This is a genomic window from Catenulispora sp. GP43 (assembly GCF_041260665.1).
Classification (GTDB): Bacteria; Actinomycetota; Actinomycetes; order Streptomycetales; family Catenulisporaceae; genus Catenulispora.
This window is the reverse complement of the sequence record NZ_JBGCCT010000022.1, coordinates 137,099-151,912: the sequence shown is the minus strand read 5'-3', so window position 1 is coordinate 151,912 and position 14,814 is coordinate 137,099. Positions and strand designations below refer to the sequence as shown.

The following is a 14,814-nucleotide window of genomic DNA, read 5'->3' as shown; positions in this document are numbered from 1 at the left end:
GCCGCTTCGAGCCCCTGGTGCACTCCGGTGAACCGGGACCAGGCGCGCCGCGAGTGCTCCGCGCTGGTCGCCGACCTCGACCTGCCCGACCCGTTCGACCTCGAAGACTTCTGCACGCGGCTCGGCCGGCACATCGGCCGAAGTCTCGTCCTGATGTCGCACTCGATGGCGATCGGCGGGCTGTGCGGCGCCTGGATGAGAACGGCCAAGGCCGACTACGTCTTCTACGAAGAGGACACCTCACAGCTGCACCAGCAGCACATCGTCTTTCACGAGATCGGGCACATCCTCCGTGCTCACGTGCCCGGCAAGGAACTCAGCAAAGACCTGGCGCGGACCATCGCCGCCGGCATGAAGATCACCGATGTCTTCCGGGTACTCGGCCGCGACTCCTACGCCGAGGACGACGAGTTCGAGGCCGAGCTCATCGCCACGCTGATCCTGCGCCGGATCGGACGCCAACCGCTTCGAGAATTGCCGCGGGCCACTGATCCCGGCGCTCATGACGTCATCGCGCGCATCGCGACCTCCCTGTCGCGAGGTGAGCGGTGAACGCCACCTTGTATCCGCTGGCCGCGCTGTTCGCCTGGATGGTCGTGCTCTCGAGTGCCAAGCACCTCGCCGCCATTCGCAAAGAGCCGACACGCCTGGCCACCTGGTACCTCTACTTGTGCTTCGCGTTGATCTTCACGGTCAGTTGGGCAGGGGTCTGGGACCGGATCGATGCCTGGACCGGCCTGCGCGGCTCGAACGCACTCATCTCGATGTGCTTCGTCATGTGCTACACCGCGAGCCAGCTTGCCCTTCTGCAGGTATGGTCCTACGCCCCGGATCGGGCGCGGCGCCGTGTCAGGGTCACGATCGCAGCCGTCGCTGTGGTCGTCGCCGTGATGATCGCACTGTTCATTCGCAGCGACTCCATGCACGCACTCCAGCAGTCGTTCAAGGCGCACCACCTCCAGCATTCGTTCTCCGAGTGGTACGGCGCATCGGCCGCGTACGAGGCCTACCTACTCATCTACCTGCTGACCTTCACGATCGGCGAGGTCGAGGTCATCCGTCTGTGCCGCCGGTACGCGAAGGTGGTCAGCCCAAGCTGGCTTCGGACCGGCCTGATCACCACGAGCATCGGTGCGACGTTCGGGCTGCTCTACAGCATCACCCGGCTGGCAGACATCGTCGTCGCTCGCGTCAAGGTGGACATCGGCCCGTGGGAGAACGTCGCCGAAGTCAGCGCTGGGTCGGGCGCGTTGCTCGTCATGGGCGGCCTGACCCTGCACTGGTGGGGGCCACGTATCTCCGGACTCGCGCAACGGCTGCGGCGATTGGTCGCCTACATCAGGCTGCACGCACTGTGGATGAGCTTCTACGAGTTGGACGCCTCCATCGCGTTCGATGACCAACTGGCCACTGGGTCCGGGAGCGTCTTGGGCAGGATTCGCGCCGCGGCACGTGTGCTGAGCGATGTGGAGTACTACGTCGCGCGCCGCGTCGTGGAGATCCGGGATGGGATTCTGACGCTTCGGCAATATCTGGACCCTGTGAACGCGGAACGCCTCAGGGCGCACTTCGTCGGCCGCGGTTTCGTGGGCGACGACCTCGACGCAGCTGTCACCGCCGCACAGATCCGTGCCGCGCTCGAAGCCGGTGAAGCCGCGACACACAACGACAATCCCTTGCCACGAACAGCCGGGAACATCCCCGCAAACCTCGACGCCGAACTGGCATGGCTGCTGAGAGTGACAAAGTACTTCACCGAGCAGTCGACAGCCCCCGCCCACGAGCTCGCCGAAGCCGACCCGACACCGACCGGAGGAATCGCGTGAACCCCAGCCAGCCCTTCACCGAGCCGATCGAGATGGTCCCCCATCTCTCCGGATGCCCGTACGACGCGTATGCACAGCTGCGCGAGGCCGGCGGCGTCCACCAGGCGATCCAGGCCAGCGGCGGGCCGGTCTGGGTGATCAGCCGTCATGCCGACGTCAAGGCGCTGCTGTCCGATCCGCGCATGTCCATCGAGGCACGCAACTCCCAACACGGGTACCAGGGCTTCGGCCTGCCACCGGCCCTGGACGAGAATCTGCTGAACATCGGCGACGAGGCGCATGCCAGGCTTCGCCGACTGGTCTCCTCCGCCTTCACCCCGCGCCGCGTCGAGGCCCAACGCGAGCGCGTCCAGGCCACCGTCGACCGGTTCATCAGCACCATCGCCCCGAACGGCCACGCCGACCTCGTCGCCGACCTCGCCGGCCCGGTCCCCATGGTCGTCATCTGCGATCTGCTCGGAATCCCGGAGTCGGACGGCGCGATCTTTCAGGCCTTCACCCGATCGCTGCTGACACCCAACGATCCGAATCGGCCCTCCGGCCGCGAACTCGTCGCCGGCATGCACGCCTGCCTGGTGAAAGTGATCAAGCGCAAGCGCGCCGAGCCGGCCGACGACCTGCTCTCCGCGATGATCGCAGCGCGAGACGGTGACGACCGGCTGACCGAGAACGAACTGACCTCACTGGCCTTCCTCATCCTGTGGGCCGGCTTCGAGACCACGGTGCACCTGATCTCCAACGGCATCGCCGCCCTTCTCCGCGAACCCAACCTGGCAGACCTCGTCCGGGAAGAGACCGATCCGCACACGTCCCGAATGGCCGCCCTCGTCGAGGAACTGCTGCGACGCGACGGCCCCATGCTTACCGCGATCCGGCGCTTCCCCCTCGACGACCTCCGCATCGGCGAGCGAACCATTCCCGCCGGCGACACAGTCCTGCTGGCACTCGCCTCGGCCAACCGCGATCTCGAGTTCGTCACCAACCCCGACGCCATCGACCTCGAACGCCCCAGCAACGGCCACCTCGGCTTCGGCCAGGGACCGCACTACTGCCTCGGCGCCCCGCTCGCGCGTATGGAGGTGCGGACCGCCCTGTGGACCGCTCTTCACCGGCTGCCCAATCTCAGGCTCGCCATGCCGGAACAAGAGCTCGCCTGGAACCCCGACCACCGTCACCACGGTCTGACCACGCTACCCGTCACCTTCACGGCACAGCCCGCCTGATGAGGAGAGCACCATGCCTATCAAGCTCGCCATAGGCACCGCCATATCCGCGCCCTTGTTCGTCGTCGCCGCGATCGCAGCCATAGCGGGAGCCATCGCCGCCACACCCGACTCGACCACGACATCCATATGCGCGGCCGGCTTTGGCCGGGGCTCGGCCCACATCGGAAGCCTGAGCGCCGCTCAGCTCGGAAACGCCCAGGTCATCACTGAAGTCGGCATCAGCATGGGTGTCCCGGCGCCGGGCGAATCGATCGCCATCGCGACCGCCCTCCAAGAATCCGGCCTCCAGAACCTCAACTACGGCGACCGGGACAGCCTGGGGCTGTTCCAGCAACGGCCATCGCAGGGCTGGGGCAGCCCCGCGCAGATCCTGACTCCGGCCTACGCCGCCAGGCAGTTCTACAGCAGACTGCTCCAGGTCCCGGGCTGGCGGTCGATGTCCACCACCGACGCCGCCCAGGCCGTCCAGCGAAGCGGCTTCCCCGACGCCTACGCCAAATGGCGGGACGAGGCCCAAGCCCTCGCCACCGCCTTCATCGGTGGAGTGAACTGCACGCCAGGTCCAGGCGATCTGACAATCACCGCAGCAGCGGCCAACGTCACCGGCTACCACATCCCGGCCGGCATCCCCGCACCCATAGCGACAGCCATCAGCTTCGCGCTCGCGCAAATCGGCAAGCCGTACGTCTGGGGCGGAACCGGCCCCGATGGCTGGGACTGCTCCGGCCTGATGATGATGGCCTACCGCGCCGCCGGCATCGCGATACCCCGCGGCAGCATCGCGCAGTCCACCGTCGGCCTACCCGTCTACCACACGAACCAACTGCGCCCCGGCGACCTGCTGTTCGTTCCCGGATCGGACGGGACCGTGACCGCACCGGGGCACGTCGGGATGTACCTGGGCCAAGGAATGTTGGTGGAGGCGCCACATACCGGGCTCACCGTCCAGCTGAGCTCATTGGCCGGTTACTGGAGGGAGAACCTCGTCGCGATCCGGCGTGAGATCTATTGACTGTAGGTTCCCGTTGAATCTTTCGCTTTCCCACGGAGTTTGCGCCTGAGTTGCGCCTGTACAAGATCGGCGGGACTGCTGTTCGGCGGGGCCTGAGTAACGTGACCCTATGATCTCTCGCGAGTGGGCGGTTGAACTGGTCGAGCGGCGACTACTCGCCGAGTGGGAGTCCAGCGGGTCGGCGGCTTACGATGAGCCGTTTGTCATAGCCCACGTCAAGCAGCATGAGCTGTGCTGGTACATCGTCTACAACACGTGGCAGTTCGTGGAGACCGGCGACCGCACGTACGCGCTAGGTGGCAATGCGCCGTACGTTGTCGACGGGTTGGATGGCAGCCTGCATCGGGTGTTTCCGTGGATGTGTGAAGGCTTCCAGTGGGCTGACCAGTACCACGAAAAGGTCCGGGGCGAGGTTCCGCCTCGCGCCTTGGATGTGGAGATCGGACGCCTGGTGGAGCTGGGCCGGCGGGCCGAGGCGTTAAAGGCTGTCTGTGTGGCCGGGGATTTCGGGCCCGTCAATGCTCAGCGTTACGTCGATGCCGTGGCTGCCGGGGCCGAGCCAGACCCGGGGTTGCTGGCGCGGCTGCCGCGGGCTGAACTGTCCCGCGTCAAGCTTGTGGCACAAGATCTCCGGTTTGATTCTTGTGGATCGGGTGTAGCAGCGGGTCGGCCAGGACCTCGACCGGGCGGTGGAAGCCCAGGGCCTCGTGCGGCCGGATCTGGTTGAACACGACTCGGTAGGCCTCGGCCTCGCGGTAGAGGTCTTCGACGGTGGCTATCTGCTCGTGGACGCGGTAGAGGTGCTCGTACTTCAGCGAGCCGAAGCTGCGCTCGCGCACCCCGTTCTGGCCGGGTGACTTCGCGCGAGTGCGGATGTGCAGCAGCTCGGGGCGGGAGGCGATGAACTTCGCGAACGCGACGCCCTTAAAGGCGCCGCCGTTGTCGGTGACCAACTTGATCCGATGTGTCTGGCCGGTGTCCGGATCGGTTAGCAGCAGCTGGGCCAGCGGTGCCCCGCCGAGGCGTTCGGCCTCGGCGATAGCGATCCGGACGGCTTCGATCGCGTCGGTGCCGGTGCAGGTCGGCGCGATATGCCAGCCGTGCTCGTACTTCGTGAAGTAATCGGTGACGCCGGCCAGCCGCCAGATCCCACCGGTGGTGGTCTCGTATTCGGAGAAGTCCAGCTGCCACACCTCGTTGGGCCTGGTCGGAGGCTGTGCGAACGCCGCTTTACGGGCCTTGGCCAGCTCGCGACGCTCGCCCTGGTAGTCCACCGGCTGCAGCAGGCTGCGGCGGCGCAGTGCCCGCTCGACGGTGGAGGCCGAAGCGGCGTGCCCGTCGACCATCATCAGGGCGTGGATCTTCCGGTGGCCCCAGGCCGGCCAGTCCGCGGCGTACTTAGCCGCGATCGGCTCCACGGCCTCGACCGCCGGCGCCGGCCACGGACCCTTGACGCCCTCCTCACCGGCGCGGTGCCGCGCCAACTGCCGGTGATAGGTGCGGCGCGGGATGCCGATCAGGGTGCAGAACCTCGAGACCGGCATCGCCGCGTCTTGGCGGATCACCTCGAGGTCCTGGAAGGGGCCAGACGCTCAGCGGACTTCTTCCACACCCGCAGCTCGACCGTGGCCTCGCCCAGGGCCGCCTTGAGCTCCTCGACCTCGGCCTCCAGCTCGGCCTCGCGGCTGGGTGCCCCGGAGGCCTTCGACTCCAGCCCGGCACGGCCGCCCTCCATGAACTGCCGCTTCCAGGTCTCGATGCTCTGCTCGGACACCTTGAGCTGCCGGGCCGCGTCAGCGGCGGTGATCTCCCCGGCCAGGATCGACAGCACGATCCGCATCTTCTGCTCCGCCGGGAACACCGGTGGACGACTCATCATCAGCTCCTTGCGTCAGGGCTCAACTTTGCCCTGTGCCACAAAGTCTGACGCGCGACAGACGACGGTGCAGTGGCCACCCTCAGTGGGCCGAACCCGGAGCCCGAGGGCTGGCCCGTTGGCTCTGGTGATTGAGGGGCTGAGCGCTCAACGCTGAGGAAAATGAAGAGTCGGTGGAACAACCCGGACGAAGAACCGATGGGAATCAGCCGACGCCACGCAGGTCAACGCCGCCTCGGGCGAAAGATCGACCGGGAACCTACATTGAGGTGATCTCAGCAGGCATCTCGGGCTGATCGGATGAACCATGATCTTCGGGACGCGAGACGCACAGACGTAGAGCCCCGCGGTAGAAGAGGACTGATTCAAGGTTCACTTCATCGAAGGGCTCCACGTGACCGCCTATTGTGTCAGCCTCGGCGTGCCCCGCGCCATGATCTGGTTTGTCGCCGGCCTGCTGCGGGACCAGCTCCGCGAGATCGGGACCCGCAAGGGCACCCGCATCCTGACCTGTTTCCGTCAGGCCGTTTTCATCCTGGCGTGGCTGCGGGACGGCGGGGACATCGAACGACTTGGCGCCGGCTTCGGAATGTCCCGCGCCACCGCCTACCGCCGGCACCGCGAGGCCCTGGACGCGATCGCCGCGCAGGCCCCGACGCTTGCCGAGGTGCTCGCCCAGGCCGTCCGTGAAAAATTGCCGTACCTCATCCTGGACGGCACCCTCGTTCCGATCGACCGGATCGCCGAGACCAAGACGTCCGTGAAAGGGAAAGACATCGACGCCTGGTACTCCGGAAAGGCACGCGAACAGTGCGCCAACATCCAGGCTCTGGCCTATCCCGACGGGATCCCCGCGTGGACTTCCGACGCCCATCCCGGTAGCGAACACGACCTCACCGTCGCCCGAGCCGAAGTCCTTCAGATCGCATACCCGTATCTCGGCGACCTGGTATTGCTGGCCGACGGCGGGTACGTCGGCACACCTCACGACGTCAAGACCCCCGTGCCCCAGCCCGAAGCCGGCCGGCCGGAACTGTCCGAAGACATCCGCACCTACAACAGGATCCTGCGCGGGCTGCGGTTCCAAGGTGAACGCGGATTCGCGCTGCTGTTCGGCCTGTGGAAGGCGCTACGGCACGTCACGATGAGCCCGCGCCGGATCGGCGACCTGATGCGCGCCACCCTCGTCCTCACGCAATTCGAGCACAAGATCATCTGGCGATAGTCGGTGAGATCACCTCATTGACCTTTATTGCGTCGAATGCGGAGGGTCGGCGGCCCGCTTTGACCTTCCCATTCAAGGGACCCGCCAGGCAAAGGATCAACACGAAACCTCAATTTCGCTTCAGCGTCTCAGCAGCTCCCAGGCCGCAGCTGGGAGCCGAAGCCGAGGTCCGAACCAGTGCTGCGGCGCGTCGTGAAACCATTCGAGTTCTCGTTCGACCGCAATTGCCAGCAGCCTGAACCCAGCAAAGGCGTTGCCGGAGGTCTTCCCCGAGACACGGGAACAGCGCTGCTGGGTGCAGAAAACCACGAACGTCTTGGATGCGCTTCCGAAGTCAGCGCACCCAGCGGCCAAGGCGGCCGTCGTCGAGATCTACAACGCGGAGGACAAGGAAACGCGCTCGCGCGGAGGCCGTGGCCGGCGACACGCCCAAGCGGCGGTTAAGGCGTTCGCGCGGTCTCACGGTGCGAAATTTCCCAAGGCCGTCGCGAAGATCGCCGATGATGAGGGCGTGCTGCTGACCTTCTTCGACTACCCGGCCGAGCACTGGATCCACCTGCGCACCACCAACCCGATCGAGTCCACGTGCGCCACCGTCCGGCTGCGCACCCGCGTCACCCGCGGCGCCGGATCCCGCACCGCCGCGCTGGCGATGACGTTCAAACTGATCGAATCCACGCAGGTCCGCTGGCGCGCCGTCAACGCCCCGCACCTGGTCGCACTCGTCCGCGCCGGTGCCCGCTTCGAACGCGGCGTGCTCGTCGAACGTGCCGAAGGGCAGGTCGCGTGATGGCCAAGAACCTGCTGCGACGCATCATTCGCTGGGCGGCCGAGATGCCGCACCCGGCCGAGCAGTACTACAGCCCGAAACTGAGCCTGTCCGAGGAACGCGCGCTCCTGCGCCGCAACTACCTGCTGCTCATGACAGGCCATGCCGCCCTCGGGCTGATCGGACCCGAGATCCGCGGCATCGCCATCGAGACCAGGCCCGACGACATCATCCTCCACATCGCCGCGACCGCCGACACCGAGACGCTCCGCGAGGATATCAATGTCATCACCGACGATCTCGATGCCTACCTCGTCAGCGGACCCGAACATCTCACACCGATCAGCACCCAGATCCACGTCGGCCAAGCCGACACCAGCTGGTCCGGTCGCGCCCACGATCTTCTCTACCTGGCCAAGACCGAGCCGCCTAACCACAACTCTTGACAATTACGCTTCATGCGAGCGCGGATGACGTATCGCCGCCTTCGCCACCCCCGGCGACATCGTCGAGAACAACTGCCGGCAAAGCACGCGCGGGGTTCGCCGAGTCGACCAGGTCCACGACCTCTGCCAACCCCATATAGACGCGACGAGCAAGGGCCCTGTTGAACCCGCTGAAGCCGATCGCGTGGGTGCGCATGCCGAACAACATGGCGATGACCTTGGGCCCGGACAACCGAGCCTCGACCAGACCGCTCGGCGAGCTGAGGACCGTTTCTGGCACGCTCCAGCCCTTAAAATGCCGCATAAGCTTACATATCTCGTTCCAGGTGTCCTCGTGACAGCGAAGTATTACCGTAGAGATGCCTGCAGCGGTTGTCAGACGCGTAGCGTGTCCCGTCCATATCGACGGCCTCCTGCCCTTGACCGGACGTTCGTAAGCGCGTTTCGAACGCAGCAAAGCCATGCCCCTTTCGGATCTCCTCGACGCGACCTGCAGCTGTCGCTACAGACGAGAAACCGTTCGACTTCCCCGTGCCGTCACGCCTGCGGCCTATGAACCTCGTCGAACCTCTTGAGCAGGTCAGAGTTCTCGTGATCACGGATACTGTCCCGGAGAGTCGAGATCAATGCCTGGACAGCGCGAGGCGGGAGGCTGTCAAAGTGGTCGTGCAGAATCTCCGCAGTCGCGACCCACTTGTTGACCGATGACCATTGCCGAACTTTCTCGGCAACAGATTCCAGGTCCTTGAGACCAACACCAAGGACCTCTCTACCGCGTTCGATTTGCTCTGCGAGCAGATAGAGCCGGACGGTCGCCGCGTCGCGGACCACTTCCCTTTCAAGGAACGTCATTCGGGCACGTAGTCTGTCCTGCTCGATAGCTTGCACCTTCATACGCTGTCGTTCGGCGGCCAGACGCCTGGCCAGTTCGGCTGTCTCGCGGTCGACTCGGACGGCGACCCGAGAACCCGTGACAACGACTCCTGTATCGCCCCTCGGCAACACACGTGACAGGTGGCCGTTGATGTCCTGCTCCGCCGCCCGCGGACGCAGAATGTCGCAGCCGGCCAGCGCGGGCTCGACTATCGAACGCACGACGGCGCAGGCACTCTGGTGCTTGCACGATGAGCCGGCATCCGTACGGCGAACCGCGACGTGGTATTCGACATCGAAGGCGAAGCCGTCCTGCCCACAGACTCGATCGCTGAAGGAATCGAGCCAGACCTGGCGGCCTCTCCCCCGCCACCTCATCCGGCACGGACTTCCTCGCTGGGGCTTGTTGGGATGCCGACATCCGAGCCACGCTCCGCGAGCCGCTCGACTTGACGGACGAAGCGGCCGGCCGGGCTCTCGTCGGCAACTCCGGTAGACCCGAGCCAAAGGTAGACGCTTTTCTCAAGACGTCCGTGGGCCCGCCGCCCGTCAGCCGTGGCCCGTCCGAGTACAGACACCACGTCAGCGGCGATACCCGGAGCCCTCCCCGCGGCCTCGAACCACGGGCGCAGCGCCGCCATCAGATCTTCGCTCGCCATCTCGGCATCGAGCAGGCAGCGCCACCCAGTGGCGACGAGATTCAGAATCTCCTCATCCGCCGTCGCCCGAGCAAGCAGGTCCGGCCGGTCAGGATCCGTGGGCGAGGGCAGCGCGGCGATCTTGGTGAAGATGCCACGGGCAGCCCTGATCCGGTTTGGCAAGCCATCCGATTCCCAGGCGACCAGCTTCTCAAGGAGTTCCCGGCCGATCGCCGGCTGCGTCCAGAGGGCAATCACTGCGCGCTCGGCTTCGGCGACCACCTCCGGCTCTCCGCTGTCGATGAGGTGGCTGAGCCGTACCAGCGCCTTGTCCGTACTGAGCCGACCGAAATCGCTACCACAAACAGCCGCGACTGCTCTGCGCCGCTGGACGTCCTGTGCCTTCGACCACCGGAGCATCATCTGGGCGACATCACGACCCAGCTTCGGGTGCAACGAGGCAGCGTCGAGAAAACTCCACGCCACCGGCATCGATTCCTTCTGCGCGCTCCACAGGTCGATGACGTGCCCGAGTTGACCCATCCGCTCCGGCGTCACGATCAGGTCGAACATGACTTCGGAAACGCGTGCGGCCACCGTTGCCCGGACCTGCGGCGCGAACGTGTCGCTGCGCGGCAGGCTCAACAGCCAGCCGATGAAGGCGTCGTGGTCGTCGGGCCGGTCCAGCCAGTAGTAGTCGAGTACCGCCTCGGCCCAGCGCGGACGAGGGAACCGAACGCTGCCGTCGCCAGCCGTGTCGGCACGGATCGTGTTCAGTAGCTCAATGACTCCCGGGCCGCCGTGGCCCCGCACATGCTCGGCCTCATCACCGAATGCCCCGCACAGCCGCTTCGCCTCCCGGTATGCGGCGCCCACCGGAAACCCGCGCAGCACGGCGTTCGCGAGCAAGAAATTGCGTTCGAAGGCCGTCCGACCCGGCGTCATGTGCCATTTCAGAAGCTGCGGACGCCATTGCCCCCTGGTCGCCACCACGCTTTCGACCCGTAGCTGGAGGTCGGTTTTCTCGGTGCTCGTATCCGAAGCCGAACCAACAGTGTCGGGCGAGGGAGTGAAGTCGGGAGAGACCGCCGTTCGCATCAACTTGGCGATTTCGACAGCCTCCCGCGGAGTCGCCGCGTCCAGCAGCCTCGCGATCTGCGGGTCAGCGAACCAGTCCACGAAGTCGTGCTCCGGTACGCGGTACTTCAGCCATTTCAGGGCAACCAGCTCCGGCCTCGGCGGCTGCAGATCGTGCACCAGGACGCCCGGCGCGTACCTGCCGATCCGGTCCCACTCCGTGGCATCGGTGATCACGATCAGGAAGGAGCCCGCGCTCTTCAGGACAGTCGATACGGCCTTGAGTTCGAGACCGAAGTCAGGGGACAGATCCGACTCCTCACCGTGAACGGTGAGGTCCATCAGATACGCCTGGTACTTCTCAGCAGCCAGCGCGGCCGTGGGCAGCCCCGTCGGCCCGCCCACGCGCAGATAGTGCGGCTGTACGCACTGTCCCTTCGCCAACCGGTCGATCATGGCGACGGCTGCGGTTCTCGTTCCGCTGTCCGGGCTGGCCCTCAGAACGACAAGTCGCTGATCGCTCCGCAGCGTGCTGAACGCCGAGTCGAACTTCTTGCCGGGTTCGGCGAATGTCCGTCGGACCTCGGTGAGGAAGCCCGGTTCGAGCTTCGACCGCCTCAGGGCCTCCAGCACCACCACCTTCACCAGGTTCGTCTCGCCCACGTTGTACTCGACGTGTTGCTGTATCGGGGGCAATTCGGGGATCCCCAACGCCTCGATCATCTCAGCGGCTGGTGCGGCGTCCTGCGCCACCACGTCTGTCTCGCCCTGAATTACCTCGTCAAAGGTGTGCAGTAGGTCCACCGTCGCCCCAATCCGGATTGGTCGTGAAGTCGTGACGTGGTGCCTGACCGATCAGGCACGGAGATCGATGTCGATACCTGTCAGTTCGCCGCTCTCGTGGACGGTCTTGACGCGCTGTACGACGTCGCCGGCAGCCTTGACGTTGGTGCCACGGAGCTTCATCCCCGTGGTCCGGCCACGAACGTCGTCAACGGCTTGGCGAACCCGTTGTGTCGACCGCTGTTCACCCACGAACGTGAACTGCACGTCATAGATGTCTTCCAACACTTCGCGTAGGTGGCCGAAGCAGGTTCGCAGCGTTTCGTCGGTGCCATCGAGGTCTGCCGGCGGACAGGTCGCGAACGGCTTGGCGATCTGGAGAAGCATCACGAGGTCGCGAGCACGTGCGGCGAGGGCTGCCGGGTTGGGCTGCAGGGCGATGTTCTTCGGCTCGAAGGCTCCGGGGACCGTGAGGGTCGTCTGTGGTGCGGCTTTGCCCTCTCGCTTGATGCGAAGCACCTCGGCGGCCTGGCCGTACAAGAACGTGATTCCCTGGGCGAGCGCTGCTCCCGCGAGCACCGGGATCGCCACCGTGTCCGGATCAGGCATGTGTCCCCCAGATCTTCAACAGCGTCGGCCGGCTGTGTCTGTCTCACGCAGGCAGCACAACGTAAATAGTTGTCATTGCGAGAAGCCGATGCGAGACCTGCTGCAGGTCAACGGGCCCGCAGCCTCATACGAAGGGCCGGCGATCAATGAAACTAGCAAGGCAGACACGGCCTGGGAACTGTTGCCTGTTCACTCTCGGCCTCTTGATTGCTCCGGAGCGTTGCGCAGAGAACCCCCATCGGGCCGATCTCTCAGTACTTTGGGACTTATGGCGACATCGAGCAGGGACGGCCAGACGCTGCGAGCGCTCCGCGAGGGAGCAGGCGTGAGCCTGGGACAGGTCGTGAAACTCACCGACTACAGCCGAGGTCATCTGAGCAAGGTCGAGAACGGGCTCAGGCCGGCTTCACCACGCCTGGTGCGGGTTTACGAGACCTTACGAGGCGGACCGACCGAGCTCCCCGCTCAACAACGCTCACGACAAACAACCAAGCCGCCGCGGCCGGTCGCCGTCAGCTACGGCGGTGAGATCCTCCGCGCCAGAAACAACCTCAGCCTTTCGCAACGAAGCCTGGCCAAGCTGGCAGGGCTTTCACACGTCTACATCAGCAACCTTGAGAACGGGAAGTCGCTCGGGTCGCCGTACGTGGCGCGGCTGCTGGACAAAAGGCTTGGACAGGACGGCGCGCTGATCGCGCTGTTCACCGCAGAATCAAGGCACTCCCCCGGATCGCCGACAATCCCCAGCACCGCCTGCCTCTCGGGGATAGAAGGATGCCGCCCGTCTGAGGATGCAGAGACAGTTGCCGCCGAAGCAGCCGCGCAACTGGAGCAGGTCCGGGTGCGACGGCACCTCTTCGGGCCGGCCACGGTGGTAAATGACGTTGTCGCGCAGATCAACGCCCTACACGCTGCAGCGGCTTCGGTATCCGCCGGCCAGGCCCGCATGTTCCGCTACTTGGAAGCGCGCTACGCGGAGTACTTGAGCTGGCTCGCGGAGGAGATGGCCGATCAAAGGGCCATGCATGAATGGTTGGCCCTCGCTGTAGACCTCGGATCCGACAGCGGCGACCCCGCCATCGCGGGATATGCCGCGATCCGCCGAGCGGCGACAGCGTTACGAGCCGACGACCCCGACGCCGCACTCCGCCACGTCCGATGCGCGCTGTCGAATCCGGAGCTGCCACCGCGGCTCCGAAGCATTGCCTTGCAACGTGAGTCCAGAGCCAGAGCACGCCACGGCGACCGCGAGGGGTTCAAGCGAGCGATTGACGCCTTCTACGAGCTCTCCGACGACACATCCGCGCCGGTGACGGAGGACTGGGAATGGGGCCCGAAGTGGGACCCCCTGCTCGGTTCGTCGCGCCTGACCGAGGCCACGGGACTCATGGAACTGGAAGAGTTCCGCACGGCGGCTGAGGTATTTGCCAGCACCATGCCACACACGTTTCCAGAGGGGCAGGAGGCAAGCCCGTCGCTTCGGCACGCACGAGTCTGTTTCGCGATCCGCGAAGCAACCGCCTACGCGCACGTCCACGAAAGTGATCGCGCAGCGGATGTCATCGAGTCCTTCCTCCCCAGTCTGCCAGATGCATCGGTGACAGTACGCCACGATCTGCGACGACTCGCATCGATCTTGTCGCGACGGCGCGCGTCCCGACTGCGTGCCCTGACCCCTGACATCCTCACGTTGGCGCAGTCCGCGCTCCCGAATCCCCGCGTCAAGCTGCTGGAGGCCCGCCATGCCTGAGCACGGACCATATGTCTTCATCAGCTATCGCGGTGGCGATGCCGCATGGGCGCCTGATCTCGTCTACACGGCGCTGAAAGCCGAATTCGGCGAGGAAGCCGTGTTCAAGGCCGGGTTCAACCTGCGTGCCGGGGATGAGTATCCGCCGGTCCTGGAGGACAGGGCCGCTTCATGTCCCGTAATGCTTGTCTGTATCGGACCTCGCTGGGTCGCGGCACAGAATGCTGACGGCACGCGACGCTTGGACGACTCCAACGACTGGGTCCGCCGGGAAATCGAACTGGCGCTGCGGAACGGCAACGTGGTAATCCCGCTGCTGCTGGGAAACCCCGACGAGATCTCCATCCCGGCACCGCAGAACCTACCGCCGGACCTCGCGCCGCTGGTCAACCGCCAGGCGTTCCGGCTGGAGCCCGGCGGCCGGCTGCGGATGACCTTGCCCGATCTCATCGCCCAGCTGGTCAAGCTGGTCCCCGAGCTGGGAAGGCGCTCAACCGATACCAGAGGCGGCACAATCACCGCCAAGATGCAGATCGGCAACCTGCGAGGCAAAGCGGCCGCTGTGCGCGCACACGAAGGCATATCGCATCAGATCGACGCCGAGATGAAGGTTGACGACCTTGCCGAGACCGGCGACGCGACAGTTGTGGACCTGCTCGCGCGGGGCCACGCCCCCGCGCGATGAGGTTGTGGATCGAAGCCAC

Annotated in this window: 15 protein-coding genes and 1 pseudogene; 10 read left to right on the top strand and 6 right to left on the bottom strand. The window is 65.5% G+C overall.

Features of this window, described 5'->3' with window-relative positions; translation table 11 throughout:
• Positions 1 to 27 precede the first annotated feature (27 nt).
• From ABH926_RS35930 to ABH926_RS35910, 5 genes are all read left to right on the top strand, one after another.
• Positions 28 to 552, top strand: a complete 525-nt coding sequence (locus ABH926_RS35930) for a hypothetical protein (protein ID WP_370370411.1) — start codon at positions 28 to 30, stop codon at positions 550 to 552.
• A complete protein-coding gene (locus ABH926_RS35925; RefSeq protein ID WP_370370410.1) occupies positions 549 to 1,826 on the top strand; it encodes an MAB_1171c family putative transporter in 1,278 nt (425 codons plus the stop codon). Before ABH926_RS35930 ends, ABH926_RS35925 begins: the two co-directional genes overlap by 4 nt.
• Positions 1,823 to 3,049, top strand: a complete 1,227-nt coding sequence (locus ABH926_RS35920) for a cytochrome P450 (protein WP_370370409.1) — start codon at positions 1,823 to 1,825, stop codon at positions 3,047 to 3,049. The genes ABH926_RS35925 and ABH926_RS35920 overlap by 4 nt, the downstream gene beginning before the upstream one ends.
• A 13-nt stretch (positions 3,050 to 3,062) precedes the next feature.
• A complete protein-coding gene (locus ABH926_RS35915; protein WP_370370408.1) occupies positions 3,063 to 4,064 on the top strand; it encodes a C40 family peptidase in 1,002 nt (333 codons plus the stop codon).
• A gap of 109 nt (positions 4,065 to 4,173) precedes the next feature.
• The gene (locus ABH926_RS35910; RefSeq protein ID WP_370370407.1) at positions 4,174 to 4,791 is read left to right on the top strand and encodes a YrhB domain-containing protein; all 618 of its coding nucleotides are present in this window, start codon (positions 4,174 to 4,176) and stop codon (positions 4,789 to 4,791) included.
• Here the strand turns inward: ABH926_RS35910 and ABH926_RS35905 are convergent.
• Together ABH926_RS35905 and ABH926_RS35900 are read right to left on the bottom strand one after the other, a co-directional pair.
• Positions 4,673 to 5,629: a transposase gene (locus ABH926_RS35905; protein ID WP_370370406.1), complete on the bottom strand. Its 957-nt coding sequence runs from the start codon at positions 5,627 to 5,629 to the stop codon at positions 4,673 to 4,675. The two genes, ABH926_RS35910 and ABH926_RS35905, sit on opposite strands and share 119 nt — an antisense overlap.
• Complete coding sequence (locus ABH926_RS35900) at positions 5,626 to 5,943, bottom strand: transposase (protein ID WP_370370405.1); 318 nt, start codon at positions 5,941 to 5,943, stop codon at positions 5,626 to 5,628. The genes ABH926_RS35905 and ABH926_RS35900 overlap by 4 nt, the downstream gene beginning before the upstream one ends.
• Before the next feature lie 418 nt (positions 5,944 to 6,361).
• Between ABH926_RS35900 and ABH926_RS35895 the strand changes: the two genes are divergently transcribed.
• From ABH926_RS35895 to ABH926_RS35885, 3 genes and pseudogenes are all read left to right on the top strand, one after another.
• Positions 6,362 to 7,165, top strand: coding sequence for a transposase family protein (locus ABH926_RS35895; protein ID WP_370370404.1), 804 nt, complete (start codon positions 6,362 to 6,364; stop codon positions 7,163 to 7,165).
• Positions 7,166 to 7,412: 247 nt separating this feature from the next.
• Positions 7,413 to 7,955 (top strand): annotated as a pseudogene (locus ABH926_RS35890) (transposase); the annotation flags it as partial.
• Positions 7,955 to 8,380, top strand: coding sequence for a hypothetical protein (locus tag ABH926_RS35885; protein ID WP_370370403.1), 426 nt, complete (start codon positions 7,955 to 7,957; stop codon positions 8,378 to 8,380). The pseudogene ABH926_RS35890 and the gene ABH926_RS35885, both read left to right, overlap by 1 nt.
• A gap of 10 nt (positions 8,381 to 8,390) precedes the next feature.
• Here ABH926_RS35885 and ABH926_RS35880 read toward each other — a convergent pair whose 3' ends face one another.
• From ABH926_RS35880 to ABH926_RS35865, 4 genes are all read right to left on the bottom strand, one after another.
• Positions 8,391 to 8,660 (bottom strand): hypothetical protein, encoded by a 270-nt coding sequence (locus ABH926_RS35880; RefSeq protein ID WP_370370402.1) that lies wholly within the window; start codon positions 8,658 to 8,660, stop codon positions 8,391 to 8,393.
• Positions 8,661 to 8,917: 257 nt separating this feature from the next.
• The gene (locus tag ABH926_RS35875; RefSeq protein ID WP_370370401.1) at positions 8,918 to 9,475 is read right to left on the bottom strand and encodes a hypothetical protein; all 558 of its coding nucleotides are present in this window, start codon (positions 9,473 to 9,475) and stop codon (positions 8,918 to 8,920) included.
• 152 nt (positions 9,476 to 9,627) lie between these two features.
• Positions 9,628 to 11,772, bottom strand: a complete 2,145-nt coding sequence (locus tag ABH926_RS35870; RefSeq protein WP_370370400.1) for a hypothetical protein — start codon at positions 11,770 to 11,772, stop codon at positions 9,628 to 9,630.
• Between the two features lie 51 nt (positions 11,773 to 11,823).
• On the bottom strand, positions 11,824 to 12,360 hold the full coding sequence (locus tag ABH926_RS35865; protein ID WP_370370451.1) for a hypothetical protein: 537 nt from the start codon (positions 12,358 to 12,360) through the stop codon (positions 11,824 to 11,826).
• On the opposite strand from ABH926_RS35865, the gene ABH926_RS35860 reads away from it, so the two are divergent.
• Together ABH926_RS35860 and ABH926_RS35855 are read left to right on the top strand one after the other, a co-directional pair.
• A complete protein-coding gene (locus tag ABH926_RS35860) occupies positions 12,260 to 14,110 on the top strand; it encodes a helix-turn-helix domain-containing protein (RefSeq protein ID WP_370370399.1) in 1,851 nt (616 codons plus the stop codon). The two genes, ABH926_RS35865 and ABH926_RS35860, sit on opposite strands and share 101 nt — an antisense overlap.
• Positions 14,103 to 14,795 carry a toll/interleukin-1 receptor domain-containing protein gene (locus tag ABH926_RS35855; RefSeq protein WP_370370398.1) on the top strand — a complete coding sequence of 231 codons (693 nt, stop codon included), beginning with the start codon at positions 14,103 to 14,105 and terminating at the stop codon, positions 14,793 to 14,795. Before ABH926_RS35860 ends, ABH926_RS35855 begins: the two co-directional genes overlap by 8 nt.
• The last annotated feature ends 19 nt before the right edge of the window (positions 14,796 to 14,814 follow it).

Coding starts and splice junctions, on each gene's coding strand:
- ABH926_RS35860 (WP_370370399.1), top strand. CDS start 12,260: ATGCGAAGCACCTCGGCGGCCTGGCCGTACAAGAACGTGATTCCCTGG.
- ABH926_RS35910 (WP_370370407.1), top strand. CDS start 4,174: ATGATCTCTCGCGAGTGGGCGGTTGAACTGGTCGAGCGGCGACTACTC.
- ABH926_RS35900 (WP_370370405.1), bottom strand. CDS start 5,943: ATGATGAGTCGTCCACCGGTGTTCCCGGCGGAGCAGAAGATGCGGATC.
- ABH926_RS35915 (WP_370370408.1), top strand. CDS start 3,063: ATGCCTATCAAGCTCGCCATAGGCACCGCCATATCCGCGCCCTTGTTC.
- ABH926_RS35855 (WP_370370398.1), top strand. CDS start 14,103: ATGCCTGAGCACGGACCATATGTCTTCATCAGCTATCGCGGTGGCGAT.
- ABH926_RS35865 (WP_370370451.1), bottom strand. CDS start 12,360: ATGCCTGATCCGGACACGGTGGCGATCCCGGTGCTCGCGGGAGCAGCG.
- ABH926_RS35885 (WP_370370403.1), top strand. CDS start 7,955: ATGGCCAAGAACCTGCTGCGACGCATCATTCGCTGGGCGGCCGAGATG.